The sequence below is a fragment of the Kitasatospora sp. NPDC059795 genome (assembly GCF_042732175.1).
GTDB lineage: Bacteria > Actinomycetota > Actinomycetes > Streptomycetales > Streptomycetaceae > Kitasatospora.
Map to the genome: position 1 here is coordinate 19,101 of NZ_JBHWID010000030.1, position 23,065 is coordinate 42,165.

A 23,065-nucleotide genomic window follows, 5' to 3' on the forward strand; every position below is an offset into this window, starting at 1 on the left:
CGCCCGACGTCAGGATCACCATGCCCCGCACCGCCACCCAGTCCCGGATCGAGGACCACGCGCTCCTCGGCAACGGCCGCACCGCCGCGCTCAGCACCCCCGACGGCAACATCGACTGGTTGTGCCTGCCCGGGTTCGACTCGCCCGCCGTGCTCGCCGGCCTCCTCGGAACGAGTGAGCACGGCATGTGGCGGATCGGCCCCGCCACCGCTAGCGGTACCCCGCCGGTCGCGGACCGGCGCCGATACCTCGGCCACAGCATCGTCGTCGAACAGATCTGGCGCACCGCCGGCGGCACGCTGGCCGTCACGGACTTCCTCACCGCGCCCAACGCCGACGACTGGGCACCCGCGCAGCTGATTCGCATCGCCGTCTGCACCGAGGGCACCGTCACCGTCGCCTCGACTTTCGCCCTGCGCCCGAACTACGGAGCCGCCACTCCGCGGATCGACCAGGTGGACTTCGCAACGCCCCGCACCCGCCTCACCCACGACCGTGACACGTTCTGGCTGGACGGCCCCGCCCACACCACCGACCGCGACGGCGTCCAGCACGCCGAAAAGGTCCTCAACGCCGGCCAGCAGGCGGTGTTCGCACTGACGTGGACCGCCACCGGCCGACCCGCCCCCGCCCCGCCGAGCGGCGCCGAACTGAAGGCTGCCCTCCAGTGGTGGGAGGACTGGGCCGGCCAGTGCACCTACATGGGCCCCGACCGGGACGCGGTGCTGCGCTCCCTGATCACCGTCAAGGCCATGCAGCAGATCAACAGCGGCGCGTTCGTCGCCGCGCCCACGACCAGCCTTCCCGAGCGCCTGCCCACCGGCGGGCAGCCCGGGGAGGACTGCCGGACGTGGGACTACCGCTTCATGTGGCCGAGGGACACCGCGTGGTACGTCCGGACCCTGGTGCGGTGCGGCTACGCCGAGGAGGCCCTGGCGTGGAGGGACTGGCTGCTCGCCCGAACCGACCCCGCCGACCTGCGCCCCCTCTACCGCCTCGACAGCATCGCGGGCACCGACGAGCAGATCCTCGCCCACCTGCCCGGCTGGCGGGGTGCAGGCCCGGTGAGGGTCGGCAACGGCGCCGACGGTCAGCTCCAGCTCGACGTGTTCGGCGAACTCGCCGACACCCTGTGGGAGATGGAGAAGGCCGGGCTGCCCGGCGGCGACGACGTCCGCGCGTACGTGCTGCAACTCGCTCTCCAGGTCGAGAAGTCGTGGCGCAAGCGGGACTGCGGGATGTGGGAGAGCCGCGGAACGCCCCAGCGCTACACCTCCTCCCGGATCTGGTGCTGGGTCGCCCTCGACCGCACGGTGCGGATGCTGCGCGCCGGCGGCGACACCGACCCCGCCGTCGCCGCGCGCCTGGAGGAACTGGCGAAGACCGTGCGCGCCACGGTGCTCGCCTGCGCCGTCCGCACCCGCGACGGCGGCACGCCCGCGCTCACCCAGGTCTTCGGCGGCACCGACCTGGACGCCTCCGTGCTGCACGCCGTCACCACCGGCATGCTCGGCCCCGACGACCCGCTCGCCACCGGCACCATCGATGCCATAGCGGCCGAACTCGCCGACAAGCACGGCCTGGTGGAGCGCTACCCCACCCACGACACCGCCCAGAACATCGACGGCCTGCCCGGCCACGAAGGCCGCTTCCTGCCCTGCACCGCCTGGCTCGCCACCGCCTGCGCCGTCACCGGCCGCACCGACGAGGCCCGCGCCACGATCGACACCCTGCTCGCGCTGCGCAGCGACCTCGGCCTGCTCGCCGAGGAGTACGACCCCGACGCCGGATGCCAGCTCGGCAACTACCCGCAGGGCATGACCCACCAGGCCCTGATCGACGCCCACCTCGCACTTGCCGCCGCCGAACACCGCGCGCCCGCCCCGACCGTCCGCAGCCTCGCGGACGCGCTCGCCTGACCCGCCGCCCCGGCCCGGCCGCGCGCCGGGCCGGGACACACCTCCCACCACCCCTGCTCTCGAACGGACTTGCCGTGCCCGACCTGCCCACCGTGCCAGTGCCGCGCGACGCCCTGCCGCCGCTGCCGCTGCCGCGCTCGGACTACCTCGTTGTCCTGTCGTGGACACTCGAAGGCGGTGGGGACATCGACGAGGTCTGCCTGATCGCACGTCGCTACGACCCGGACGTCGTCGCCCTCGGCAAACTGGACACGGACCACATCGACGTCGCCGCCCAGAAGTTGCGCATGGACGCCTACCCGTCCGCGACGACACCAGTCACCAGGCACCGCAACGCCCTCTTCACCCGGCCCGCCGGCGTGCTGAACCACGGCCTCAACCACCGCAACGCGAACGCGAGAGACCCGCGTGTCCCCAGGGTGAGCGTGACGTTCAAGGTTCGCAGCGCCGCGGGCGCGCTCGAAGCCGGCCTGTTCTCCGTCACCGGCGTCCATCTGAGCCGCCACTCGCCCGCCGAACGGCTGCTCATGGCCGAGAGCCTCAACCATCTGCCGGGCAACATGTGCCGTCTCGTCGTCGGCGCCTTCAACGAGGACGCGGTCGGCGAGCAGGAGGAGATCGACCGCAGCACGGGTCCGGGCCGGGCCCACTGGCACGACCGTTCCCACCACGTCCACGGCATCGGCCGGATTGCCGCCACCAGGGTCCACGAGGCGCTCTCCGCCCAGGGCCTGGTGGACGTCGCGCGTGTGGTCGGCACGGAGGAGGCGATGCGGCCGACCGGCAGCGTCCTGCTGCCCGTGGACGGGCGGCGGGCGGGTGACCGGGATTGCCGCGTGTACGCGGACCTGCGCACAGCCGCCTCCGCCGTGCACTTGGAGGTGCTCGCCGGCTACGACGACGTCGCCACCCACTTGCCCATCCTCACCGTGCTGCACCTGCCCACCCTGCGCGCCGGCGTCGCCGCCTCGTCCGAGGAACACTCCGCCGCCAGGAAGCGCAGCGCGACGGAGCGAGCCGCGTGGAAGGCACAACGGATCGCCCACGAGAGCGCGCGCGGACTGCGCTGACTGCCCCACCCGCCAACCAGCCAGAGAGATCCCCTCGTGTCCACCCACCCGCCGACCGGACGGGGCCGGGCCCCGGTGACGGAACCCTGCTCCCAGCCCCAACAGACCCGGACCGTACTCGCGCTCGCTGCGCAGCGGTTCGAGATGGTGTTCTCCAACGCGCCGCAGCCGACCGGCTGGTCGCCGGCGCTGGTCGACACCTTCGGTTTCTTCGTTCGGGGCCTGTCGTACGCGCGCATCGGCGCGGAGCTGGAGATCGCGCCCGGCACGGTGAAGCAGCGGATAGGGCAGTTCCACCGGCACCTCGGCACGCGGGACCGGCAGATGGCCGCCCTCGCGGGACTTGCGCACCGCGTCGTCCCTGTGGAGGCCGTGGCCTCCCCGATGGCGTGGCCGCAGTCCCTGAGCCCGGAGGAAGTCGAACTCCTGGTCATGCGGGCGTCCGGCCTGTCGTCGCGGGAGGTCGCCGTGCACGTCGGCGTTCCCGTCAACACCCTCAAGGTCCACCTGCAACGCCTTCGCGAGAAGCTCGGCATGCCCAGCCTGTTCCGCGCCGTCGTCGTCGGCGCGGCCAACGGGCTGATCGACGTCCCCGGAGTGCCGCGCCTGCGGGCGGCGTCCGGGACCAGTCGTCTCGACGCCGGCCTTCATGACGCCCCGGCCGCCCGTAGTTGCGCGCCACGACGTCGGCACCCATCCGGGCCCGCCGCCCGGCCGCCGGTTTTTGCCTGGGCCCGGCCTGTCGTCATGACTCCTCTCAGACCTGACTGTGGCTGAGCAGCAGACCGACGACACGAACTCAAGCGAAGGAACCCAATGGCCAGGTACGTGATCACCGAGGAGGACGCCAAGGCGAGCTGGTGGGACCGCAACAAGGCGTTCGTGTGCACGATCGCCGGGCTGGCGGTCGGTATAGGGCTGATGGGCGGCTTCGGGTCCGACGCCGTCACCCCGGCCGCCCCCACCTCCTCCAGCTCCACCCCGGCCCCCACCCCGACTACCGCCAGGTAGCCAGTCGCTCCACCGGCTCCACCGGCCACCGGCGCAGCCCCGCCGTCGCGCGACGACGGGGCCGCGCACTGTGCGCCAGCCGCGGTGCGGTCTTCGTGGTGTCACGGTGCCCACGTCCGGAGGTTCCGGGGAGACGCGTCCTTTCTTCGGCAGGACGGCATCGCCGTCGACGCCCCCGTGGGGGCCTGTCGACGGAGTGGGGGGCACCTCGGCGCAGGCAATTGGGCAAAGTGGTTCCCGCACGGGGACCGGGTCACACCCTGCCCTCTCGCCGTACGGCACCGGTCATTCAGGGCAGGCGAGGGACGGGTAGTCCGTGTAGCCGTGCTCGTCGCCGCCGTAGAAGGTGGCGCGGTCCGGCGCGTTGAACGGACCGCCGAGCGCGAGCCTGCGGGGAAGGTCAGGGTTGGCGAGGAACAGCGCGCCGAAGGAGATCATGTCGGCGGTGCCCTTCTCAATCAGGTCGAGGGACTCCGGGCCTGTGGGGTCGGGAGCGGTGTGGGGGTTGAGGATGAACACCGATTCCCATTCCTTACGCAGCCGTTCGGTCAGGTCCCGGTCCGCGCTTTCGATCAGGTGAACGTAGGCCATCCCCGAGGGATTGAGCGCGGACAGGAGCGCCTCGTAGATCTCGCCCTGCCGGGACTCGACGATGTCGTTGAAGACATTCCCCGGGGACAGACGCAGCCCCACCCGGTGCGCACCGATGGCGTCCGTCACGGCGGTGACGGTCTCGACGGCGAACCGGATCCGGCCGGCGACGTCACCGCCCCATCCGTCGGTGCGCAGGTTGGTGTTGTCGGCCAGGAACTGGTGCACCAGGTAGCCGTTAGCACCGTGGATCTCGACCCCGTCGAACCCGGCGGCCACGGCGTTGCGTGCGGCGGACGCGAAGTCCTTGACAGTCTGCCGGATGTCCTCCTCGGTCATCTCCTTCGGGACGACGAAGTCCTTCGGACCGTCGTGGGTGTACACCTTCCCGCTCGGCCGGACGGCCGACGGGCCGAGGGGGACGAGGCCGTCGGGCAGGAGACTCGGGTGGCCGGCGCGCCCGGTGTGCATCAACTGGGCGAAGATCGTGCCGCCGTGCCGGTGCACCGCCGCGGTGACCTTCTTCCATGCCTCCACTTGTTCGGCGGAGTGCAGTCCGGGGGTGTCGGGATAGCCCTGCCCCACCGCCGTGGGCTGGATCCCTTCGGTGACGATCAGGCCCGCGCTGGCCCGCTGGGCGTAGTAGTACTGCAACGGTGCCTACCGTGACGGCCGTTGGGTTCGTTCGTTGGGTTGTTCATGGGTGGGGAGATATCCGAGGTCGATGCTCGTCGTTGGTCCGACGGGCTTGCCGGGCTGCACGAGCGGTTTGCTCACCGGTTCGCGCGGAGTGAGTCGCGGGAGTCGGCGCTTGCCTACATGCGGGGTCTGTTGGCGCCGTTGGAGCGAAAGAACGGGTGGACGGTTGCGGAGGAGGCCGGCCATGCGGGTCCGGACCGGATCCAGCGACTGTTGAACCGGATCGGCTGGGACGCGGACGGGGTGCTCGGCGACGTGCGCGCGTACGTGGTCGAGCACCTGGCGGATCCGGGCGGCGTGCTGATCGTGGACGACACCGGGTTCCTGAAGAAGGGCGTGCGGTCGGCGGGCGTCCAGCGGCAGTACTCGGGCACCGCCGGCCGCACCGAGAACTGCCAGGTCGGGGTCTTCCTCGCCTACTCCGGCGGCCGGGGACGGACGTTGATCGACCGGGCGCTCTACCTGCCGAAGTCCTGGACGGACGACCGCGGGCGCTGCCGGGAGGCGGGGATCGGCGACGACGTCGAGTTCGCCACCAAGGTCCAGCTCGCGCGGGCGATGGTCCGCCGTGCGATCGACGACAAGATCCCGTTCCGGTGGGTGACCGCGGACGCCGGCTACGGCTACAGCAAGGGCTGGCGGAACGAGCTGGAGCAGGCCGACGTCTTCCACGTCGTGGCCACCACCCGGCACGACACCGTCGTCACCCGGCAGGCCCTCGACCACCCGCTGCACGACCTGGTCGCCGGTCTGCCGAGGCAGAAGTGGAAGCGCCGCTCGTGCGGTGAGGGCGCCCACGGCCCGCGCGTCTACGACTGGGCGCGCGTCGAGGTCCGGCCCTGGCACCGCCCGGACCGCAGGCACTGGGTGCTGGCGCGCCGCAGCATCGCCGACCCGACGAAGGTCGCCCACTACATCGCCTACGCGCCTGCGGACGCCACCTTGAACGAGCTGATCGCCGTGGCGGGCGCACGCTGGGCGGTCGAGGAGTGCTTCCAGACCGCGAAGGGCCAGTGCGGCCTGGACGACTACCAGGTCCGCCGCCACCAGGGCTGGTACCGGCACATCACGCTCGCCATGGCCGTCCACGCCCACCTCGCCGTCCTGCGGGCCGGGCAGCTCGAAAGGGGGCTGGAGAAGGTCGAACGCATGACCTGATACCGCTGACCGTCCCCGAGATCCGCCGGCTGATCACCCACCTCACCCGGCCTGTCCGCCACAGCACCGCACACGTCCTGCACTGGTCCCACTGGCGCCGCCGACGCCAACACCAGGCCCGAACCAGCCACTACAAGAGACGAGGCCACAGCCCAAGAGCTGAAGCCTCGTCACCATAAACACCGTTGCAGTAGTAGGTCGCCATGGCTTCGGTGGGCGAGGCGCCGGGGCCGTATGCACGGCTTCGTGTCATCGGTGCCATCGCGATACGGTTGGCCAGCGGCCTGCCGCCGAGGTCCAGGGGGTCGAACGCGGTTGCCATGTCATTCTCCTTGGGTTTTCGGTCGTACTGTGATTGCCGGAACCTGAGCCGCCTGACGGACCATCGGCTGGTGTGGCGGATCGACGCGTTCCGGGGTCTGTCGCTTCATCAGCTGGGTCACGTGAGCGGAGTTCGGGACACTGCGGAGATCGGAACAGGTGGGAGGGGGCCGGAGCCACACCCTGGCCCGGTGAGGCGGAGGACGGGGGTAAGGGGCCTCGGCCAGCCAGCCCCGTCCACGCAGTGCCGCGTTTGTGTCGTGCAGGTGGGTCATTCGGGCCAGTCGGAGCCCTTGATGACGTCGACGAAGTCGCCGCGGCGGAAGCCGGGGACGAAGTGGGCGAGGACATCGGCCTTGACGTTGCCGAACGTACTGTCCGGGCGGTCCTTGATGCCTTCGGTGAATGCGGCGAGGATCCGGTTCTTGAAATCGGGGCGGGGATGGGCGGCGACCACCGCGGCCCGCTGCTCGTCGGAGATCGCGTGATAGCCGACCCCCAGGACGTCCAGTTCCACACCGCGGGTGACCAGGGCGATCTCGGGCGCCATGCGCAGCGGGATCTCCGGGGTGGTGTGCAGGGCGATGGCCGTCCACACCCGCTCGGCCGGCTCGCCGGTGACGCCGTGGCTCAGCAGGAATCGGCGGGCCTCGTCGGCTCCGTCGATCTCGAAGCGCTGGTCGGTACGGCGGAAGCGTTCCGTCAGTCCCAGGTCGTGGAACATCGCCCCCACGTACAGCAGTTCAGGATCGAACTCCAGCTTCCGTTCGGCGCCCCTCAGCGCGCCGAACAGGAACACCCGGCGCGCGTGGTCGAACAGCAGCGGTGGACCGACCTCGCGCACCAGCTCGGTCGCCTCACGCGCCAGCACGCTGTCCGGGATGCGTACGCCCGCGATTGGCTCTGTCCGTGAGAACGGGTTCTGGCTCAACTTCCGTGGTGGACCGGCAGCCAGGCTCGCCGGCATCAGGGAATCGGCGGGTCATCGGCCTGCTCCCGGGAGTGCCGCAGCCGTAGACGACGCTGGTTCACGGAAGTTGAGCCAGAACCTGAGAACGGGCAGCGGATGTACACCGGTTTGGGAGGCGGGCAACACCCGCGGGGATTCGAAATGTTCACGGGTTTTGACAGCAGCACTGCCATGGAGAGTTTGTCGCCGGGGGTGCTCGTTGACCGAGGCCGCCGGGTGTCTAAGGTCGCGTTCCATGACGAGGACCACGCCCCCGCGCCCGCTCGACGTCGAGAGGCTCTTCCCGGAACTGGCCGCCTACCGCGGTACGACGACGCGCCTGCACCCGCGTCCGGGTAGCCCGAAGGTGTCGGACAGCTCGGTGGGCGGTCCGCTGTTGTGGCCAGCGGACGAGCCGTGGCCGGTGTGCGGTGAGGCCCACGGCCACGGGCGGGGGCGCCGCCCGGCCGACATCCACCGCTACCGGCAGATCCTGGCCGCCGCGTGGGCCCGGGAGGAGAATCCGGGCCCTACGGACGAGGAGCGCAAACTGCTCGGCGAGCTGCGCCTGGAGCACCGGTTTCCCGAGGTGTCGGGGACGGACCCGCTGCCGATGATCGGCCTCGCGCAGCTGTACCGGCGGGACGTTCCGGACCTGCCGCCGGGGCCGGGCGACTACGACCTGCTCCAAGTGTTCTGGTGCCCTTTCGAGGCGCACGGCCCGGGCCGGTACGACCTGGAGCTGCACCTGCGCTGGCGACGGTCCCGGGAGGTCGGTGCGGTGTTGGCCGTGCCCCCACAGCCGCTGGTCGTCGGGTACGACGGGTTCGTGCCCGAGCCCTGTGTGCTGCACCCGGAGCAGGTGACCACATACCAGTTCGCCGGCCTCCTGCCCGAGCACCTCTGCACCCGGATCGATGCCTGGGAAGCCCTTGAGGACGCGGCCGAGCCGGTCGGCTACCAGTACGACCTGTCCATCCCGCCGGGCTGGCGCGTCGGCGGCTTCGCCTCCTGGCATACCACCGACCCGTATCCCATGAACTGCCACACCTGCGGGAAGCCAATGCACCTGCTGCTGACCATCGACAGCTCGGAGTGGGACGGCGGCAGCGGCAGCTGGAAGCCGATGCAGGAGCACGACCTGCCCGCCCATCAGCACGCCACACCCACCGAGGTCACCGTGGGCCGCCACGGCGAGCTCAACCTCTTCGCCTGCCCCACCAACCCCGACCATCCACACCGCTGGAGCATCCAGTAGCTCACAGGAGCCGCCCGGTCCGGCAACATCCCATCGGCGAGCGCAGGTGCTGTCGCTTCTCATGAAAATCGAACACGCCGCCATGCGGGTGCCTCCCGAAGTACTGAACAACCGCTGTCGAAACCCAGGTTCTGGCTCAACTTCCGTGGTGGACCGGCAGCCAGGCTCGCCGGCATCAGGGAATCGGCGGGTCATCGGCCTGCTCCCGGGAGTGCCGCAGCCGTAGACGACGCTGGTTCACGGAAGTTGAGCCAGAACCGAAACCCATGAACAAAGCCAGTGTCGGGTGATCGGCAGGGCGGTGAGTTCCTCGTCGCTGATTTGGATGCCGGTGGGGTATTGGCCCGTGTCGAGTTCGGCGTGCACGGTCAGTCCGGTGCGGGTGGTGGTCGCGGCGATGCTCTGGACGATGACTTCGTGGCTGGTCAGCGGTCTGCCGCGCCAGTTCATGGTGATGTGGGAGAACAGCCGGTGCTCGATCCGATTCCACTTGGAGGTTCCGGGTGGCAGGTGGCACACCGAGACGGCCAGCCCGGTCTCGGCGGCCAGGGCGGCCAGGTGGGTTTTCCAACCGCGGGTGCGGTAGCCGTTGGAGCCGCCTGCGTCGGCGGTGATCAGCAATCGGCTCGCGCCGGGGTAGGCGCTGCGGCCAGCGGCGTTCCACCAGCGGCGGATCGAGGCGACGGCGAACTCGGCGGTGTCGTGGTCGGTGCCGACGTTGACCCAGCCGGTGTTCGCGGCCACGTCGTAGATTCCGTACGGGACGGCCCTGCCCAGTGCCTGGGCCGGGAAGTCGTGGCTGTTGACCTTCACCGGCTCATGGCTGGGCCGCCACTGCCGGCCGTTGTTCTTGAACGGCCCGACCAGCTCCTTCTTCTTCGTGTCCACGCTGATCACCGGATCCCCGGCGTCCTGATGGGCCATGGCCTGCCCGTTGAGGTAGCGGAACTGGGCGTCCCGGTCCGGGTTCTGTGTTCCCTCGAGGACCTTGGCGTTGCCCTGAAGGCTGAAGCCCTCCTCCCGGAGGATGTCGCCGACCGTGTCCGCACAGACCTGGACTCCTTGGCGGACCAGTTCCTGGGCGAGGTTCCTGGTCGACTTGGTCGTCCAGCGCAGCGGTGACATCGGATCCCCTCGTGTGTCGGGCTCGACCAGGGCGAGCAGCGCGGCGCGAAGGGCCGGGTTCAGGTCAGTGACGCGCTTGCGACCGCCACCGACCCTTCTGACGCGCCCCAGCGGGGCTTCTCCGGAGTCGAGTTCGCGCACACCGCGGGAGACGGTGGCCTCACGGACCCGGGCAGCTCGGGCGACCAGTCTGATCCCGCCGTGACCGACGGCACGGGCCTCCGCGCCGAGCAGCAGACGCCGCTGCCGCTCATCGAGATGAGGCAGGATGGACTCGAACTTCGCGGCCAGTGCTACCAGTTGATCGTTACGGGTCCCCATACCACGCCAACGACCGACGGAGCAGAAAGCCACGGGTTATTGATCTGCAAGCCCATAGGCAGACCATCCCAAATGGTCGGAAGGATGACAATTTACTACAGTCGTACGCATTCCAAAGAATTGGATACATTAGATCAAATCATTCCAATCTCAACATTTGCATGCGACTTCTGGAATTAGTCCACGCACTCCCCCGGGATTCGATATGGTGGGAGCACGTCACGAACCGAGCTGGGGGGCCCATGAAGACTCGAATCACACGACAGCTTGCGACGCTTTCCGGCGTAGTAACGATCGCCTCGACGATGGCACTTCTCCCTGCCGCAAACGCCAATGCGGCCAACTTCCCCTACCCGGACCGCGCCTACGACCACGGCGGCTTCTACTTCAATCAGCACCTGGACGGAATATTGACTTCCGGGGCCGTTGCGTGTACAGACAACTACGAGTTCGCGCTGCAGAAGGACGGAAACATCGTCCTTTAGAACCGGAACGGCAACGCCATCTGGGCGAGCGGAACCTACAACCACCCGGGAAACAACCACGCCTTCATGCAGCCGGACGGCAACTTCGTCCTCTACGACGAAAACCGCCACGCCTTGTGGTCGACCGGCACATGGGGCCACCCCGGAGCATGGTTCTTCTTCCAGCCGGACGGAAATCTGGTCGCCTACACCGGCGGCAACCAGTTCGATCCGTCTGGCCCCATCTGGCAGAGCGGAACCTACGGCAAGTGACAGCGAAATAGGGATCCGGTAAAACTGCGGGGGTGCCTGGCCAATCTCGCAGCCAGAATCGCCGGCACCCCCAAAGCTTTATGCCGCTTCATCATCGGCAGCGTTCAGCCGCCCAAAGCTATCCGGAATGATCGAATTCACCGGCGTCGATATCAAGCTCAGAGGGTCGACGGGGTTCGGATACGCCCCAGCCGGGGAATCTACCTCCACCAACGCCTTTCGTAGCGTGGTAGTAAACTTATGGCCGCCGTGACCGTCATTCTCCATATACCATGTCACGTTGTTCACGCTGGGCGATTCCTTGCGTTGATTCTCCTCCTCGTTGAGGCCATCTGGGCGCGCCACGCCGCAACGCAGCACGGTTCGAGGTGAAGTCGCCCAATAAGCAACATTGGGCGACGGGTCCGGGATCACTCGAGCATGGCCAAACAGGTCGGCGGGTAGGGCTTTCATAAGATCCTCGCAGTATCCTGCGGCCGCATCCCTTGGATGCGGTTCGTCCAGCGGAGGCTGCCACGTCGCACTGCCATTCACCATGACGAGTGCGACGCCGACCGCGAGGGCGGAGGGCAGAGCCAGCCATCGAACAGGTTCAGGAAGCCTGCTGAAGAAGCGGCTTGGATACTCGAAACGACGACGCATTGCTCGATGGTACTAGCCCTATCGAACCGATCGACGGCGTCCCCGGAACTGGTCAATGACCTGGCCAAAGCGTCGCTTCCCGAGCCGCACGGCCCGACTATGGCACCACCGCCACCGAGCGTCGGCGATCCAACCTCGGAGCACCGGCGGCAGCAGTCAGCACTAAACCTCAAGACGTAGTCGGCCTCCCAGCGGCCGGCAAGAGGATGCTGTTCGCCGTCGAAAACCAGGCAAATAGCGCAAGTAACCGCAAATGCCGCACGAGATTCCCATCCTGCAGAAATCGGCCGCACGGACGCATAGGGAAATTGTTGATACATTTCGCTATCTGATAGCGCGGGAGAGTGCCGCGCTGTACGGTGGCAACGCCAAATGAGAGATGTTGGAGAGTTTCAATAATTCCGACACGGCGAAAGTTTAATCTCCCGCCTGAAGTTGATAGGCCGATCGAAAGGTTGAACATGGCGAAGCTGAAGAAATTGATGATCGGAATGATTGCCAGCGCCTCCATGGCGAGCGCACTGCTGGCAACTCCGGCCGCAGCAACTACTTCTTCATTCCCGTGGCTGTGTATAGGAGACAATTATGACGGCGGCGGATGGAAGCTGAGTGCTCCTGGGTGGATCAGCCCCGGAAAGGTGATTTGCACAGGGAACTACGAGCTCGCCATGCAGGGTGACGGCAACCTGGTTCTCTACAATGCAAATGGGTCGGCGATCTGGGCGAGTGGCACATACGGCCACTCGGCAGCGGCCCTGAACATGCAGGCCGATGGAAATTTGGTGGTCTACTCGACCTACAACAACTCGTCTAGCACTCCCCTGTGGGCCACGGGCACGTGGGGTAATTCCGGTTCGTACTTCTTCTTCCAACCTGACGGAAACCTCGTCGTATACCGATACGGGGGCGGTCCTTCTACCGGCGGAGCCCTCTGGGCCAGCGGAACGTACGGAAAATAGGGCGCGCTTCTGAGACCGTGTTTGAGATCTGCCGTGCCCCGTTGCTGAAGGGCTCGTTGAGCCCACTGTGAGCGGTGTTGGGGGTGGGTATCCGTCGGACCTGACGGACGAGCAGTGGGCGCTGGTGGAGCCGTTGCTTCCTCCGGCGCGGGTGGGGCCGAGGGGTGGTCGGAGGGAGAAGCATCCGCGGCGGCGGATCGTGGACGCGATCTTCTACGTGGTGCGGACGGGGTGTGCCTGGCGGCAGCTGCCGAAGGACTTCCCGCCATGGCAGACGACGTACTGGTACTTCACCTGGTGGCACGACGACGGCACCGTCGAGCGGATCCACGACGCCCTGCGCGGCCGGGTCCGTGAGGCGGACGGCCGCGACGCGGAGCCGACCGCGGGGCTGATCGACTCGCAGTCCGTCCGGACCGCCGACACCGTGCCCGCGGCGACCAGGGGCTTCGACGCGGGCAAGAAGGTGAAGGGCCGCAAGCGGTTCCTGGTCACCGACACCCTCGGCCTGCTGATAGCGGTCCACGTGGTCGCCGCGAGCGTCCAGGACCGCGACGGCGCCCGCCGGCCGTTGCTGTGGGCCCGGCTCGACCACCCGCGGATCGAGAGGTTCTGGGCCGACCAGGGCTTCGCCGGCCGCCTGGTTGAGTGGACCGCGCAGATCCTCGGCCGCGACCTGGACATCGTCCGCAAGGCCCCGGACCAGCGCGGCTTCCAGGTCCAGCCCAAGCGCTGGGCGATAGAACGGACGTTTTCGTGGCTCACCGCCCATCGCCGCCTCGCCCGCGACTACGAGACCAGCCCCGCCCACTCCGAGACCATGATCCGCTGGGCGATGATCGGCATCATGGTCCGCCGACTCACCCGCGGCCACCCAGCCACCCGACCAGGCCCACGACCGCTCTCACCCACCGATCCATGAGATCTCAAACGCGGTCTGACTGGGCGTTTCACCCGTAGTTGGGATGGTGCATCCCGATTTTCGGGGAGCTCGGGCTGCTGGTGTTCGGTGACGCTTGGGGTCCTGGTGGCAGGAGTGCCACTGTTGCACCTATGTCCGCCGGAACTGCGCGGTTCCTCCTGTCTCGTCCCAAGAAGTCGAGCGCACGGGCTTTTGTCCCTCGGATGCCGCGAGTCCTGGGCAGCACGGCAATCCCGCAGTATGCCGTTGTCATGACGGATCGTCGACCGTATCCGAGCGACCTGTCCGACGCCCGCTGGGCCCTGGTCGAGCCCACCCTCACCGCCTGGCGCCGGGCACGCACCGAGCGCGCCCTCGCGTTCGGCCGGCCTCCCGAGCACGAACTGCGCGACCTGCTGGACGCGATCCTCTACGTTGACCGCACCGGCATCCCCTGGCGCTACCTCCCCCACGACTACCCGCCCTGGGAAACCGTCTACGCCTACTTCGCCCGATGGCAGAAGGAAGGCGTGTTCGAGCAGCTCAACGGGCTGCTGCGGCGTCTGGTCCGCACCGCCGAGGGCCGCGATCCGGAGCCGACGGCGTGCATCGTCGACTCGCAGAGCGTGAAGACCTCAACGAACGTCCCCGCCTTCTCGCAGGGCGTCGACGCCGGCAAGAAGATCGTGGGCAGGAAACGCAACATCGTCACCGACACGATCGGCCTGCTGCTGATGGTCCTGGTCACCGCCGCGAGCGTGCAGGACGGCACCGCCGGCAAGCAGTTGCTGACCGCGGTCGCCACCGAGCACCCCGCCGTCCGCAAGGCCTGGACGGACATGGGCTACAAGAACGCCGTCGTCGAACACGGCGCCACCCTCGGCATCGACGTCGAGATCGTCCGCCGCGACCCCTCCACCAGGGGATTCGTCGTCCAGCCCCGTCGCTGGGTCGTCGAACGCACCTTCGGTTGGCTGATGAACCACCGTCGTCTCGCCCGCGACTACGAAGCCCTCCCCGCCCGTTCAGAAGCCATGGTTCACGTCGCGATGATCAGCCTCATGACCCGCCGACTCACCGGCGAGAACACCCCCACCTGGCGCGGAACCTGACCATCGGAATCCGGGGTGAAACGCCCAGTGAGCCACCAACGGCATCGTCGTACAGCCCCGACGGCCGTACACTCGCCCGCCCGGTACCTGCGAAGGATGGGCTTCTCGAGCTGAGCGCGAGTGTCGCGTTCGCTCTGCGCAACGCCTGACGAGCATCCGCGCGGTCCGGCCCGGCCACCGTCACGGCGGCCGGGCCGGACCGCTTTCCCGGCCCTACTCCGGCGCCGGCCGCCAGACGGTCGGCCGGGCATGCCCCGCAGCAGCCCGGAGCGGGGAGAGCAGCCGGGCATTGGGCAAACGGCAGCCAAGGCGTTCACACCGGCCGGGACAGGAGAACGGAGCCGACGTTGCGAACGGCATGGGCGACCTGGTCGGCCCGCAGGCCGACCAGGTCGCCAAGACCTCGGCCAGGACGACCTGAACGAGCGTCATGACATGACGCGCTGACGACCTCGACATCAGCACCTTCGTCCAGGCCGCCACGACCGCCGGAGCGCTCAAGCGGTGGTGGGCAGCCGGCCGGATGCCGTAGCCCGTCCCCGGCACAGGCAGTCGTAGGCCGGCATCACTCCCGCCGGCCGCCACAACGGCGACGGCCGGACCTCGCCCCGGAACGGCCGGCAACCGGCCATCCCCGGCGAGGCCGACCAGGCCCACCGGCCTCGAACGCGCCGCCGTCCGAACCGGGCGGCGGGCCCGTGTCTGGCGCGGACGGCGGGCGACACCTCGGGGCGGGCGCCCAGTCCTCGCAGACCCGGACGGCGCTGGAACGGGCGGCGACCACGGCAAGCTGCGCGCCGGTGGCGACGGTGGGCAGCGACCGATGCGCCAGTTCATCGCCGACCACGCGGAGTGGCTCACTGTCTTCCAACTACCGAGCTACTCACCGGACTTGAATCCACAAGAGGGTATCTGGTCGCTGGTCAAGCGCGACATCGGCAACCTTGCCGCAGCCGACCTCGGCCAGATCACCCGGGCCGTCAAGCGGAGGCTCAAGCAGATCCAGTACCGCTCGGAGTTGGTCGACGGCTGCCTGGCTGGCACAGGGCTGATCACGGACGGCTGACCGACATCGCGAATTCAAGTTCAGTAGTTTCGGATCGGCGAGGATGCGGGCGATGAGGGCCTCGTCGGTCAGGCCCTCCGAAGACGTATAGCCCTCCGGCAAGTCGCAGTTGCTGTTGTGCACTAGGGCCGGCGTATTGCCCGCGAGTACATAGTACGCGTGAGGTGGCAAACCTCGATGATGACCTCAGCTTCGGTCTGCAGCACCCCTTCCTGGCGTCCTTCGACCTCGACGCCGAGACCCCGAGATGCCCCACTGAGGATTCCTTCAGTAGGGCATCTTGATCAACGTATCGGAGGCCAGTCAGCCTCCTATTCACACAACGCGCAGATCCACGACCAGTTCGTCCGCCACAACCTCTGCATGCACGACCACTCGTGCAGAGGCTAGCTCGACGCCAGTGATCTTCCCGAATGTATAGATTGGAGTAATGGATGAAAAGATGTCCCCGATAAGGAGATTAAATCCCGGCGCACTGGAGACATCGAATGACGTCCGCTTACCGCAGCTTCGAACAAATTCCTCATTCTCGGCGCTGAGTGGACCGGCGAAAGGGTCGACCCACTCTCCACGTACCAATCTCAACGACTCGCCATCGGCGCCAGGTTCGAATTGCACGACGAAACCTCCAGCGAAGGAGATTTCGATCGGCCCCTCCCGCGGATCGCGCGAGCCATCCGGTCCAACATAATTTACTCGGCGGATCCGATCAATTACATTTCCCAAAGCCTGAGACAAATCCATCATGACTCCCCGATCGGAATTCCATCATTTCCCGCAAGTGCATGGCCATGGTGTGCCCTTTGCGAACCACCCGCTCGTGTACCCCCCAGGGTACAAGCTGACGAATTTTCCGTCCCCCTTGGTGATCAGAAGGTCGGCACCCTTGCGGAACATGAAGTAGTCATCCGGCCCCTTGTCGCTGATGGTACCGCGACGGATTTCATCAGGATTGGACCAAATCTCCTCCGCGCGCTGCTTATACCACGCGCGACCATCGGCGTCGCCAGCTCCGTATCCGTAGTCCTTTGCGTGGGCGAACACCGCAGGTATCCCCACTCGGGACATGACAGTGCTCTCCCTGCCCGGCACCGCCAACAGCGCGGTCACGATCCGCTGGCACTACCTCGGCGTCGACGCCAACGGGGACCCCAGCGGCGAGTGGCAGGCCGAGCTCCGCGAGTCCGACGCCGCCACAGGAGCCGCCCGGACACTGGTGACCCGCGCCCCCGGCCACTCGGTGTGGCAGAACTGGACCCACCTGGCTGTCAGCTACGACGCCCTCGCGGGCCGGATCACCCTGTACGCCAACGGCAACACCGGGAACGTGTACTGCCCGGCAGGGTCCACCGACTGCACGCCGCGCACTGCCACGACCGGCGCACCGGCGCCCTTCGAAGCCACCGGCGGCCTGCAGTTCGGCCGCAACCGGTCGGGCGGCGCCTGGGGTGAGTACTTCTCCGGCGAACTGGACGACGTCTGGCTGTACCAGGGCGTCCTGAGCCCCGCCCAGATCCTCAAACTGGCCGACTACAACGTCGAGTTGGACACCGCCTACGGCGTCTGACCCTCCCGTCTTCGGGCCGGGCAGCACCCAGCTGCTCGGCCCGTTCCCCATCCACGCCCGTACGGGCCTCCCCACAAGGAGTCATCGCTCGTGAAATCCGGACGGTCCACCACACGGTGGACCCGAGGCAAGGGTGCTGCGACCATCGCGGCCACCCTGGTGGGGTCGCTGTTGCCGACCTTGCCAATGGCCGCAGCCGCTGCGGCCGACACGTACCAGAAGCCAGCTGCGGTCTCGTCGGAGAAGCCGGTCAAGGGGTCCGACGCCAAGACCAAGGCCCGTAAGGCCGACACCACCGTCAGCAAGGTCGACGGCAAGCGCGGCTCCCTGCCCGGGAAGGGCAGTGCCACCGTCGACGTCCCCGGCGAGCGCGGCAAGAGCGTCAAGGCGGGGAAGCTGCCGGTCTCGGTCACTTCGTCGGGCACGGCGGCCAAGGCTGCCAAGGTCGAGGTGCTCGGGCAGGACGCGGCAACGAAGCTCGGCGTAGTGGGCGTGGTGTTCACTGTGGCCGGCGCGGACGAGAACGCCGGCGTGACGGTGGACTACTCGTCGTTCGCGCAGGCGGCCGGCTCCGGATTCGGCTCGCGTCTGAAGCTGATGCGAATGCCCGAATGCGCCCTGACCACGCCCGAGTTGGCCGAGTGCCGGACGCAGATGCCCTTGCCGGGTGGTAACGACATCGAGGCACAGACGGTCAAGGCCGATGCACTGACCGCCGCCTCTGCTGGATCCAGCCGGATCCAGGGTACGGGCGGGGCCGTCGTCCTCGGAGTCACTGCGGGGACGGCCGGTCCGAGCGGCGACTACACGGCGACTCCGTTGTCTTCCGCGTCCTCTTGGTCGACCTCGCTGAACAGCGGCTCGTTCGCCTGGTCCTACGACATGCCGTTGACCACGGTGCCGGGCGGCCTCGTTCCGCAGGTCGGCCTCGCCTACGGTTCAGGTGCGATCGACGGTCGGACGGCCAACAGTAACAACCAGTCCTCATGGGCGGGTGACGGCTTCGACCTGGCCTCGGGTTTCGTCGAGCGCTCCTACAAGCCGTGTGCGGACGACGGCGCGCCGAAGACCGGTACTGTGAGCCCGGGCGACATGTGCTGGGGTACCGACAACGCCACCATCAGCTTTGCCGGCCACTCCGGTGAGCTGATCCCCGTCTCCGCGGACGAGTGGCGGATCAAGGGGGACGACAACACCAAGATCGTCCGGGTTCGCGACAGCGCACGTGGCAACGGTGCCAAGGACGGAGAGTACTTCCGGGCGACCACGACTGACGGCACCAACTTCTACTTCGGTTACAACCGCCTTCCGAACTGGACGGCCGGACAGCCGGAGACGAAGTCCGTCTACACGGTGCCGGTGTTCGGCAACAACGCGGGCGAGCCGTGCAACGCCTCGACGTTCGACGCGTCGTGGTGCCAGCAGGGCTGGCGGTGGAACCTGGACCTGGTGGTCGACGCCCACGGCAACGACATCAGCTACTGGTACACCCTCGAGACGAACAACTACAGCCGCAACCTGAAGACCGCCAACCGCACCTCCTACATCCGCGGCGGGCGTCTTGACCACATCGAGTACGGGCAGCAGAAGAACGACATCTACTCGGCTACCGTCAAGCCGATGGCCCGGGTCGAGTTCGGCACCGCCGAACGCTGCCTTGAGACCACCGCGGGTCTCTGCGACGCAGCTTCGATCGACTCCAACCGGCAGTACTGGTACGACACTCCGTGGGACCGGAACTGCAAGGACGGCACCGACTGCACCACGCAGTTCGCGCCGGCCTTCTTCACCCGCACCCGCCTGACCCAGGTCGTTGCCAAGACCCTCCAGGCCAATGGCACCTACGCGCCGGTGGACACCTGGGACCTGACCCACAAGTGGGGCACCGCCGACTTCGACTACCAGCTGCTGCTGGACTCGATCAAGCACACCGGCAACTCCGCCACCCCCGCCGTCGCGCTGCCGAAGACCACCTTCGCGTACAAGCAGATGGCCAACCGGCTCGACAAGACCGGTGATGGCCGGATGCCGTTCATCAAGCAGCGCCTGGGCACGATCACCGACGAACTCGGCGGTCAGATCGACGTCAACTACTCCGCCGCCCCCTGCGACTGGGCGAGCCTGCCCACCCCCCAGTCGAACACTACGCGCTGCTTCCCGCAGATGTACCAGGCCTCGGATACCTCCCCGGTCGCCACGGAGTGGTTCAACAAGTACGTCGTTGAGTCGGTCATCGCCACCGACCGCACCGGCGGCGCACCCGACATGGTCACCCACTACACCTACCTCGGTGACGCGGCCTGGCACTTCGACGACGAGGACGGGCTGACCAAGGAGAAGCTCAAGACCTGGTCCCAGTGGCGCGGCTACGCCCAGGTCCGGGTCGAGACCGGCGGCAACGCCGCGATGTCCACCCAGGCCGACCACTGGTTCCTGCGCGGCATGGACGGCGACCGCAACAACCCGAGCGACAAGAACAGCAAGCGCACGGTCACCGTGAACGACGGCGAAGGAACCATCCTCGCCGACGACAACGCGTGGGCCGGCTACGAGTACCGCATCGAGCAATACGACAAGCCCGGCGGCGCAATCCTCGGAAAGACCGTCAACACCCCCTGGAAGAAGCAGACCGCCCAGCGGGTGCGTGACTGGGGCACCACCACCGCCAACCTCACCGGCACCAGCGCCACCCGCGCCTTCACCTCGCTCGACAAGGGCGCGGGCAGCACGTGGCGAGAGACCCGCACCAACACCACATACGACGACTACGGTCGGCCCACCATGTCCGAGAACCTCGGTGACGTCGCCGTCGCCACGGACGACCAGTGCGCCCGCACCACCTACGCCGACAACACGGCGGCATGGATCCTGACCGGCGCCATCCGTACCGAAACCGTCGCAGTGAACTGCGCGGCGACCGTCGACCGCACCACCAAGGCCGACGGCACCTCCGCGGTGCTCTCCGACACCCGGCTCCGCTACGACGGCCAGGCGTACGATGCGGCGCTGACCAAGGGCGACGCCACCCTCACCGAGACGCTGAAGTCGACCACCGGCAACAACGCCACCTACCTCGACAACGCGGCCACCTACGACGTCTACGGGCGGTCTCTCACCACGACCTCGCTGGTCTCGTCCACGGTGTACGACCTCACCGGCGCGAAGGGGCCGGTCACCACCACCCTGCCCAACCCGCGCACCACCACGACCTCCTACACCCCGGCCACCGGCCGTCCCACCAAGCTCACGGTGACCACGCCGCCCGCCACGGTCGGAGACGCGGCCACCGCCCAGAGCACGACCACCGACTACGACCTGCTCCGCCAGGTCTCCCGCATCCCGCACCAGCGCGAACTCAACGACGAGCACTATGTCGATGATCACGCCCTCGCCCAGGTCCCCGCCGCCCTGCCCCTGCTCGGGCTCGCCCGCGATGAGCAGATGCTTCTCACCCGAGGTGACGGGCAGCAGGTCACCGCCCGCGGCTTCGACGACCCGCAGGCCATGCGCATGATCCTGCTGCAGATCCTCACCGGACGGCGGGCCAGCGAGATCCGCACCTGCCTGTTCGACTGCCTGTCCCCGGTCCCCGACCGGGCCGTCGACGCCGCCGAGGGCGAACAGATCGCCCGCTTCCACTACGCACAGAGCAAGATCGACATCGCGCCGGACAACATCCTCGTCGACGCCGAGGTCGTCGCCGTCGTCGAGGAACAACGCCGGTGGGTCCGCGAGCACTTCCCCGGCATCACCCCGCGTCACCTGTTCCTGCAGCGGACCGGGAACCGGCAGGGCGACAAGCCCTACCCCTCGGGCACCTACAGCTGGATGCTCCGCGAGTTCAGCAAGATCGTGAAGATCACCGACAGCAAGGGCAAGCCCGTCGGGCTCAGCCACACCCACCGCTTCCGCCACACCAAGCTGACCAGGCTTGCCGAACTCGGCCTGCCCGTCCACGTGTTGATGCGCTATGCCGGGCATGCCACCCCGTCAATGACGATGCACTACGTCGCCGCCCGCCAGGAGCACGCCGAGCAGGCATTCCTGGCCACCGCCAAACTTCGCGCGGACGGCACCCACGTCAGCTTCTCCCAAGACGACCACGACAGCCTCCACCTGTTCAACCGGGCCGACCGATTCCTGCCCCACGGCTGGTGCCTGCTGCCGCCGCTGCAGACCTGCGACAAGGGAAACGCCTGCCTGACCTGCTCGGTCTTCGTCACCGACGCCTCTCATCAGAGTGCTCTGGAACGGCAGTTGGTCGAGACCGAGGCCCTGATCAACCGCAGCACCACCGCGTTCCAGGAACGACACGGCCGCCCGATGCCCGAGGACAACGTCTGGCTGCTGCAGCGGAGAGCTGAACACGCGGCCCTCGCCAAGCTTCTGGACACCCTCCACTCCAAGCCCGGACGCGCCGTCCAGGGAGCCGGCTGCGGAGCCGCCCCCACCGGCCCCGTCCCACTCACCCTCGACCTCAACCGCCACCGAAGGACTCGGCCATGACCAACGACGCCCGAGCCAAGCGCACCCAGACGCTCGCCACCGCCGCGAAGGCCAAGTCCCAGGCCAAGACCGCCGTGGCAGAGAAGGCGATCCGCACCCTGGTCAAACGTGGTGAGCCGATCACCTTCCAGGCCGTCCAACGCGAGGCCGCGGTCTCCCACGCGTTCCTCTACAACCACCCCGACCTGCGAGGACGCATCGAACGGCTCCGGGCCCAAGCCCGGCCGGCTCCCGCGCCGACGCCTCCGGCCAGCGAGCAGAGCACCCTCGTGCTCGCACTGACCAGCCAGATCACCCGCCTGAAGAAGCTGCACCGAGATGAAGTACAGGCCCTGCGGGACGCGCTCGAACAAGCCCACGGCGAGAACCTCGACCTCCGACGCGAACTCGCCCGCCGCGGCGGAGACACCCCAGTTCCACAGGCTCGACCCACCGGCCCCTGCTGACAACGTCCCATCGATCGAAGAACCGTTCTGGGCTGTAACAACATGCTCAGATCGCAAACAAACCGGCGATAACGTCCGGAACCGGGAAGTCGCACTTCACCGAGGGTCTGGCCCAGGCCGCGATCGAGAAGGACCTGCGAGTCGCCTGGTTCACCCTGGAGACCCTCGCCGTCGCGATCGGCAAGTCGAAGGTCGACGGCTCGAGCGCCCGCACGGTCGCCCGGATCTGCCGGGCCGATCTGATCGTGATCGACGACATCGGCCTGCTTCCGGTCGGCGAGGACGCCGCCGAGGCGTTCTACCGGATCATCGACGCCGCCTACGAACGCCGCTCGATCGCGGTGACCAGCAACATCCACCCCTCAGGGTTCGACACGATCATGCCCAAGACCCTCGCCGGGGCCAGCACCGACCGCCTCATGCACCACGCTCACCTCGTCACCACCACCGGCGACTCCCACCGCCTCGCCGAGGCCCTCGCCGGCAAGGGAGTGGTCCCCTTGACCTGACCCCTACCCCCAGGAACACCGCTGGCCACAGGCATGGATTTCTGATGGCCACCAGCCCGGACACCCGACGGCCGCCCACCTGGGCATCTCAATGGCCGTTGACAGCTGCTGGTCAGCTACGGTGGCGGCATGCCTGAAAGTCTGCCCGAGGATGTAGCTGACGTGCTTGGCCTCGTCCTGAACCCGGACGAGCCGATT

Annotated in this window: 18 protein-coding genes and 4 pseudogenes; 16 read left to right on the forward strand and 6 right to left on the reverse strand. The window is 67.9% G+C overall.

Annotated features, from left to right (window positions below):
- Nucleotides 1-20: 20 nt before the first annotated feature.
- From ACFV4P_RS34190 to ACFV4P_RS34205, 4 genes are all read left to right on the forward strand, one after another.
- Complete coding sequence (locus ACFV4P_RS34190) at nt 21-1,919, forward strand: glycoside hydrolase family 15 protein (protein ID WP_380477388.1); 1,899 nt, start codon at nt 21-23, stop codon at nt 1,917-1,919.
- Nucleotides 1,920-1,993: 74 nt separating this feature from the next.
- The gene (locus ACFV4P_RS34195; RefSeq protein WP_380477389.1) at nt 1,994-2,989 is read left to right on the forward strand and encodes a hypothetical protein; all 996 of its coding nucleotides are present in this window, start codon (nt 1,994-1,996) and stop codon (nt 2,987-2,989) included.
- A 36-nt stretch (nt 2,990-3,025) separates the two neighbouring features.
- Nucleotides 3,026-3,766 (forward strand): LuxR C-terminal-related transcriptional regulator, encoded by a 741-nt coding sequence (locus tag ACFV4P_RS34200; protein WP_380477390.1) that lies wholly within the window; start codon nt 3,026-3,028, stop codon nt 3,764-3,766.
- A gap of 39 nt (nt 3,767-3,805) precedes the next feature.
- Entirely contained in the window at nt 3,806-4,000 is a 195-nt protein-coding gene (locus ACFV4P_RS34205; protein WP_380477391.1) for a hypothetical protein, read from the forward strand.
- A 285-nt stretch (nt 4,001-4,285) separates the two neighbouring features.
- On the opposite strand, the gene ACFV4P_RS34210 is transcribed toward ACFV4P_RS34205, so the two are convergent.
- The gene (locus ACFV4P_RS34210; protein WP_380477392.1) at nt 4,286-5,245 is read right to left on the reverse strand and encodes an alkene reductase; all 960 of its coding nucleotides are present in this window, start codon (nt 5,243-5,245) and stop codon (nt 4,286-4,288) included.
- 45 nt (nt 5,246-5,290) lie between these two features.
- Here ACFV4P_RS34210 and ACFV4P_RS34215 point away from each other — a divergent pair, with 45 nt between their 5' ends.
- Nucleotides 5,291-6,448, forward strand: a complete 1,158-nt coding sequence (locus ACFV4P_RS34215; RefSeq protein WP_380477405.1) for an IS701 family transposase — start codon at nt 5,291-5,293, stop codon at nt 6,446-6,448.
- Between the two features lie 190 nt (nt 6,449-6,638).
- Here ACFV4P_RS34215 and ACFV4P_RS34220 read toward each other — a convergent pair.
- Together ACFV4P_RS34220 and ACFV4P_RS34225 are read right to left on the reverse strand one after the other, a co-directional pair.
- A pseudogene (locus ACFV4P_RS34220) lies at nt 6,639-6,770 on the reverse strand (alkene reductase); the annotation flags it as partial.
- Nucleotides 6,771-7,040: 270 nt separating this feature from the next.
- The gene (locus tag ACFV4P_RS34225) at nt 7,041-7,736 is read right to left on the reverse strand and encodes an HD domain-containing protein (RefSeq protein WP_380477393.1); all 696 of its coding nucleotides are present in this window, start codon (nt 7,734-7,736) and stop codon (nt 7,041-7,043) included.
- A gap of 238 nt (nt 7,737-7,974) precedes the next feature.
- Here ACFV4P_RS34225 and ACFV4P_RS34230 point away from each other — a divergent pair, with 238 nt between their 5' ends.
- Nucleotides 7,975-8,976, forward strand: coding sequence for a hypothetical protein (locus ACFV4P_RS34230; protein WP_380477394.1), 1,002 nt, complete (start codon nt 7,975-7,977; stop codon nt 8,974-8,976).
- 267 nt (nt 8,977-9,243) lie between these two features.
- Here ACFV4P_RS34230 and ACFV4P_RS34235 read toward each other — a convergent pair.
- Nucleotides 9,244-10,422, reverse strand: a pseudogene (locus ACFV4P_RS34235) (ISAzo13 family transposase); the annotation flags it as partial.
- Nucleotides 10,423-10,664: 242 nt separating this feature from the next.
- Here ACFV4P_RS34235 and ACFV4P_RS34240 point away from each other — a divergent pair.
- Together ACFV4P_RS34240 and ACFV4P_RS34245 are read left to right on the forward strand one after the other, a co-directional pair.
- On the forward strand, nt 10,665-10,907 hold the full coding sequence (locus ACFV4P_RS34240) for a hypothetical protein (protein ID WP_380477395.1): 243 nt from the start codon (nt 10,665-10,667) through the stop codon (nt 10,905-10,907).
- A gap of 66 nt (nt 10,908-10,973) precedes the next feature.
- Entirely contained in the window at nt 10,974-11,159 is a 186-nt protein-coding gene (locus tag ACFV4P_RS34245) for a hypothetical protein (protein WP_380477396.1), read from the forward strand.
- A 78-nt stretch (nt 11,160-11,237) separates the two neighbouring features.
- Here the strand turns inward: ACFV4P_RS34245 and ACFV4P_RS34250 are convergent, their stop codons facing one another.
- Nucleotides 11,238-11,801: a DUF3515 domain-containing protein gene (locus ACFV4P_RS34250; RefSeq protein ID WP_380477397.1), complete on the reverse strand. Its 564-nt coding sequence runs from the start codon at nt 11,799-11,801 to the stop codon at nt 11,238-11,240.
- Between the two features lie 461 nt (nt 11,802-12,262).
- On the opposite strand from ACFV4P_RS34250, the gene ACFV4P_RS34255 reads away from it, so the two are divergent.
- The 4 genes from ACFV4P_RS34255 (at nt 12,263) to ACFV4P_RS34270 (ending at nt 15,839) form a co-directional block, all read left to right on the forward strand.
- The gene (locus tag ACFV4P_RS34255) at nt 12,263-12,760 is read left to right on the forward strand and encodes a hypothetical protein (protein WP_380477398.1); all 498 of its coding nucleotides are present in this window, start codon (nt 12,263-12,265) and stop codon (nt 12,758-12,760) included.
- A gap of 28 nt (nt 12,761-12,788) precedes the next feature.
- Nucleotides 12,789-13,682, forward strand: a complete 894-nt coding sequence (locus tag ACFV4P_RS34260; RefSeq protein ID WP_380477406.1) for an IS5 family transposase — start codon at nt 12,789-12,791, stop codon at nt 13,680-13,682.
- A 251-nt stretch (nt 13,683-13,933) separates the two neighbouring features.
- Nucleotides 13,934-14,773 (forward strand): IS5 family transposase, encoded by an 840-nt coding sequence (locus tag ACFV4P_RS34265; protein WP_380477399.1) that lies wholly within the window; start codon nt 13,934-13,936, stop codon nt 14,771-14,773.
- Between the two features lie 823 nt (nt 14,774-15,596).
- Nucleotides 15,597-15,839, forward strand: coding sequence for a transposase (locus ACFV4P_RS34270; RefSeq protein ID WP_380477400.1), 243 nt, complete (start codon nt 15,597-15,599; stop codon nt 15,837-15,839).
- Nucleotides 15,840-16,154: 315 nt separating this feature from the next.
- On the opposite strand, the gene ACFV4P_RS34275 is transcribed toward ACFV4P_RS34270, so the two are convergent.
- On the reverse strand, nt 16,155-16,586 hold the full coding sequence (locus ACFV4P_RS34275) for a hypothetical protein (RefSeq protein WP_380477401.1): 432 nt from the start codon (nt 16,584-16,586) through the stop codon (nt 16,155-16,157).
- Between the two features lie 295 nt (nt 16,587-16,881).
- Between ACFV4P_RS34275 and ACFV4P_RS34280 the strand changes: the two are divergent.
- The 4 genes and pseudogenes from ACFV4P_RS34280 to ACFV4P_RS34295 form a co-directional block, all read left to right on the forward strand.
- A pseudogene (locus ACFV4P_RS34280) lies at nt 16,882-17,406 on the forward strand (LamG-like jellyroll fold domain-containing protein); the annotation flags it as partial.
- A 171-nt stretch (nt 17,407-17,577) separates the two neighbouring features.
- Nucleotides 17,578-21,912: a tyrosine-type recombinase/integrase gene (locus ACFV4P_RS34285; RefSeq protein ID WP_380477402.1), complete on the forward strand. Its 4,335-nt coding sequence runs from the start codon at nt 17,578-17,580 to the stop codon at nt 21,910-21,912.
- Complete coding sequence (locus ACFV4P_RS34290) at nt 21,909-22,358, forward strand: DUF6262 family protein (RefSeq protein ID WP_380477403.1); 450 nt, start codon at nt 21,909-21,911, stop codon at nt 22,356-22,358. The genes ACFV4P_RS34285 and ACFV4P_RS34290 overlap by 4 nt, the downstream gene beginning before the upstream one ends.
- A gap of 74 nt (nt 22,359-22,432) precedes the next feature.
- Nucleotides 22,433-22,867: pseudogene (locus ACFV4P_RS34295) on the forward strand (ATP-binding protein); the annotation flags it as partial.
- Nucleotides 22,868-23,065 lie beyond the last annotated feature (198 nt).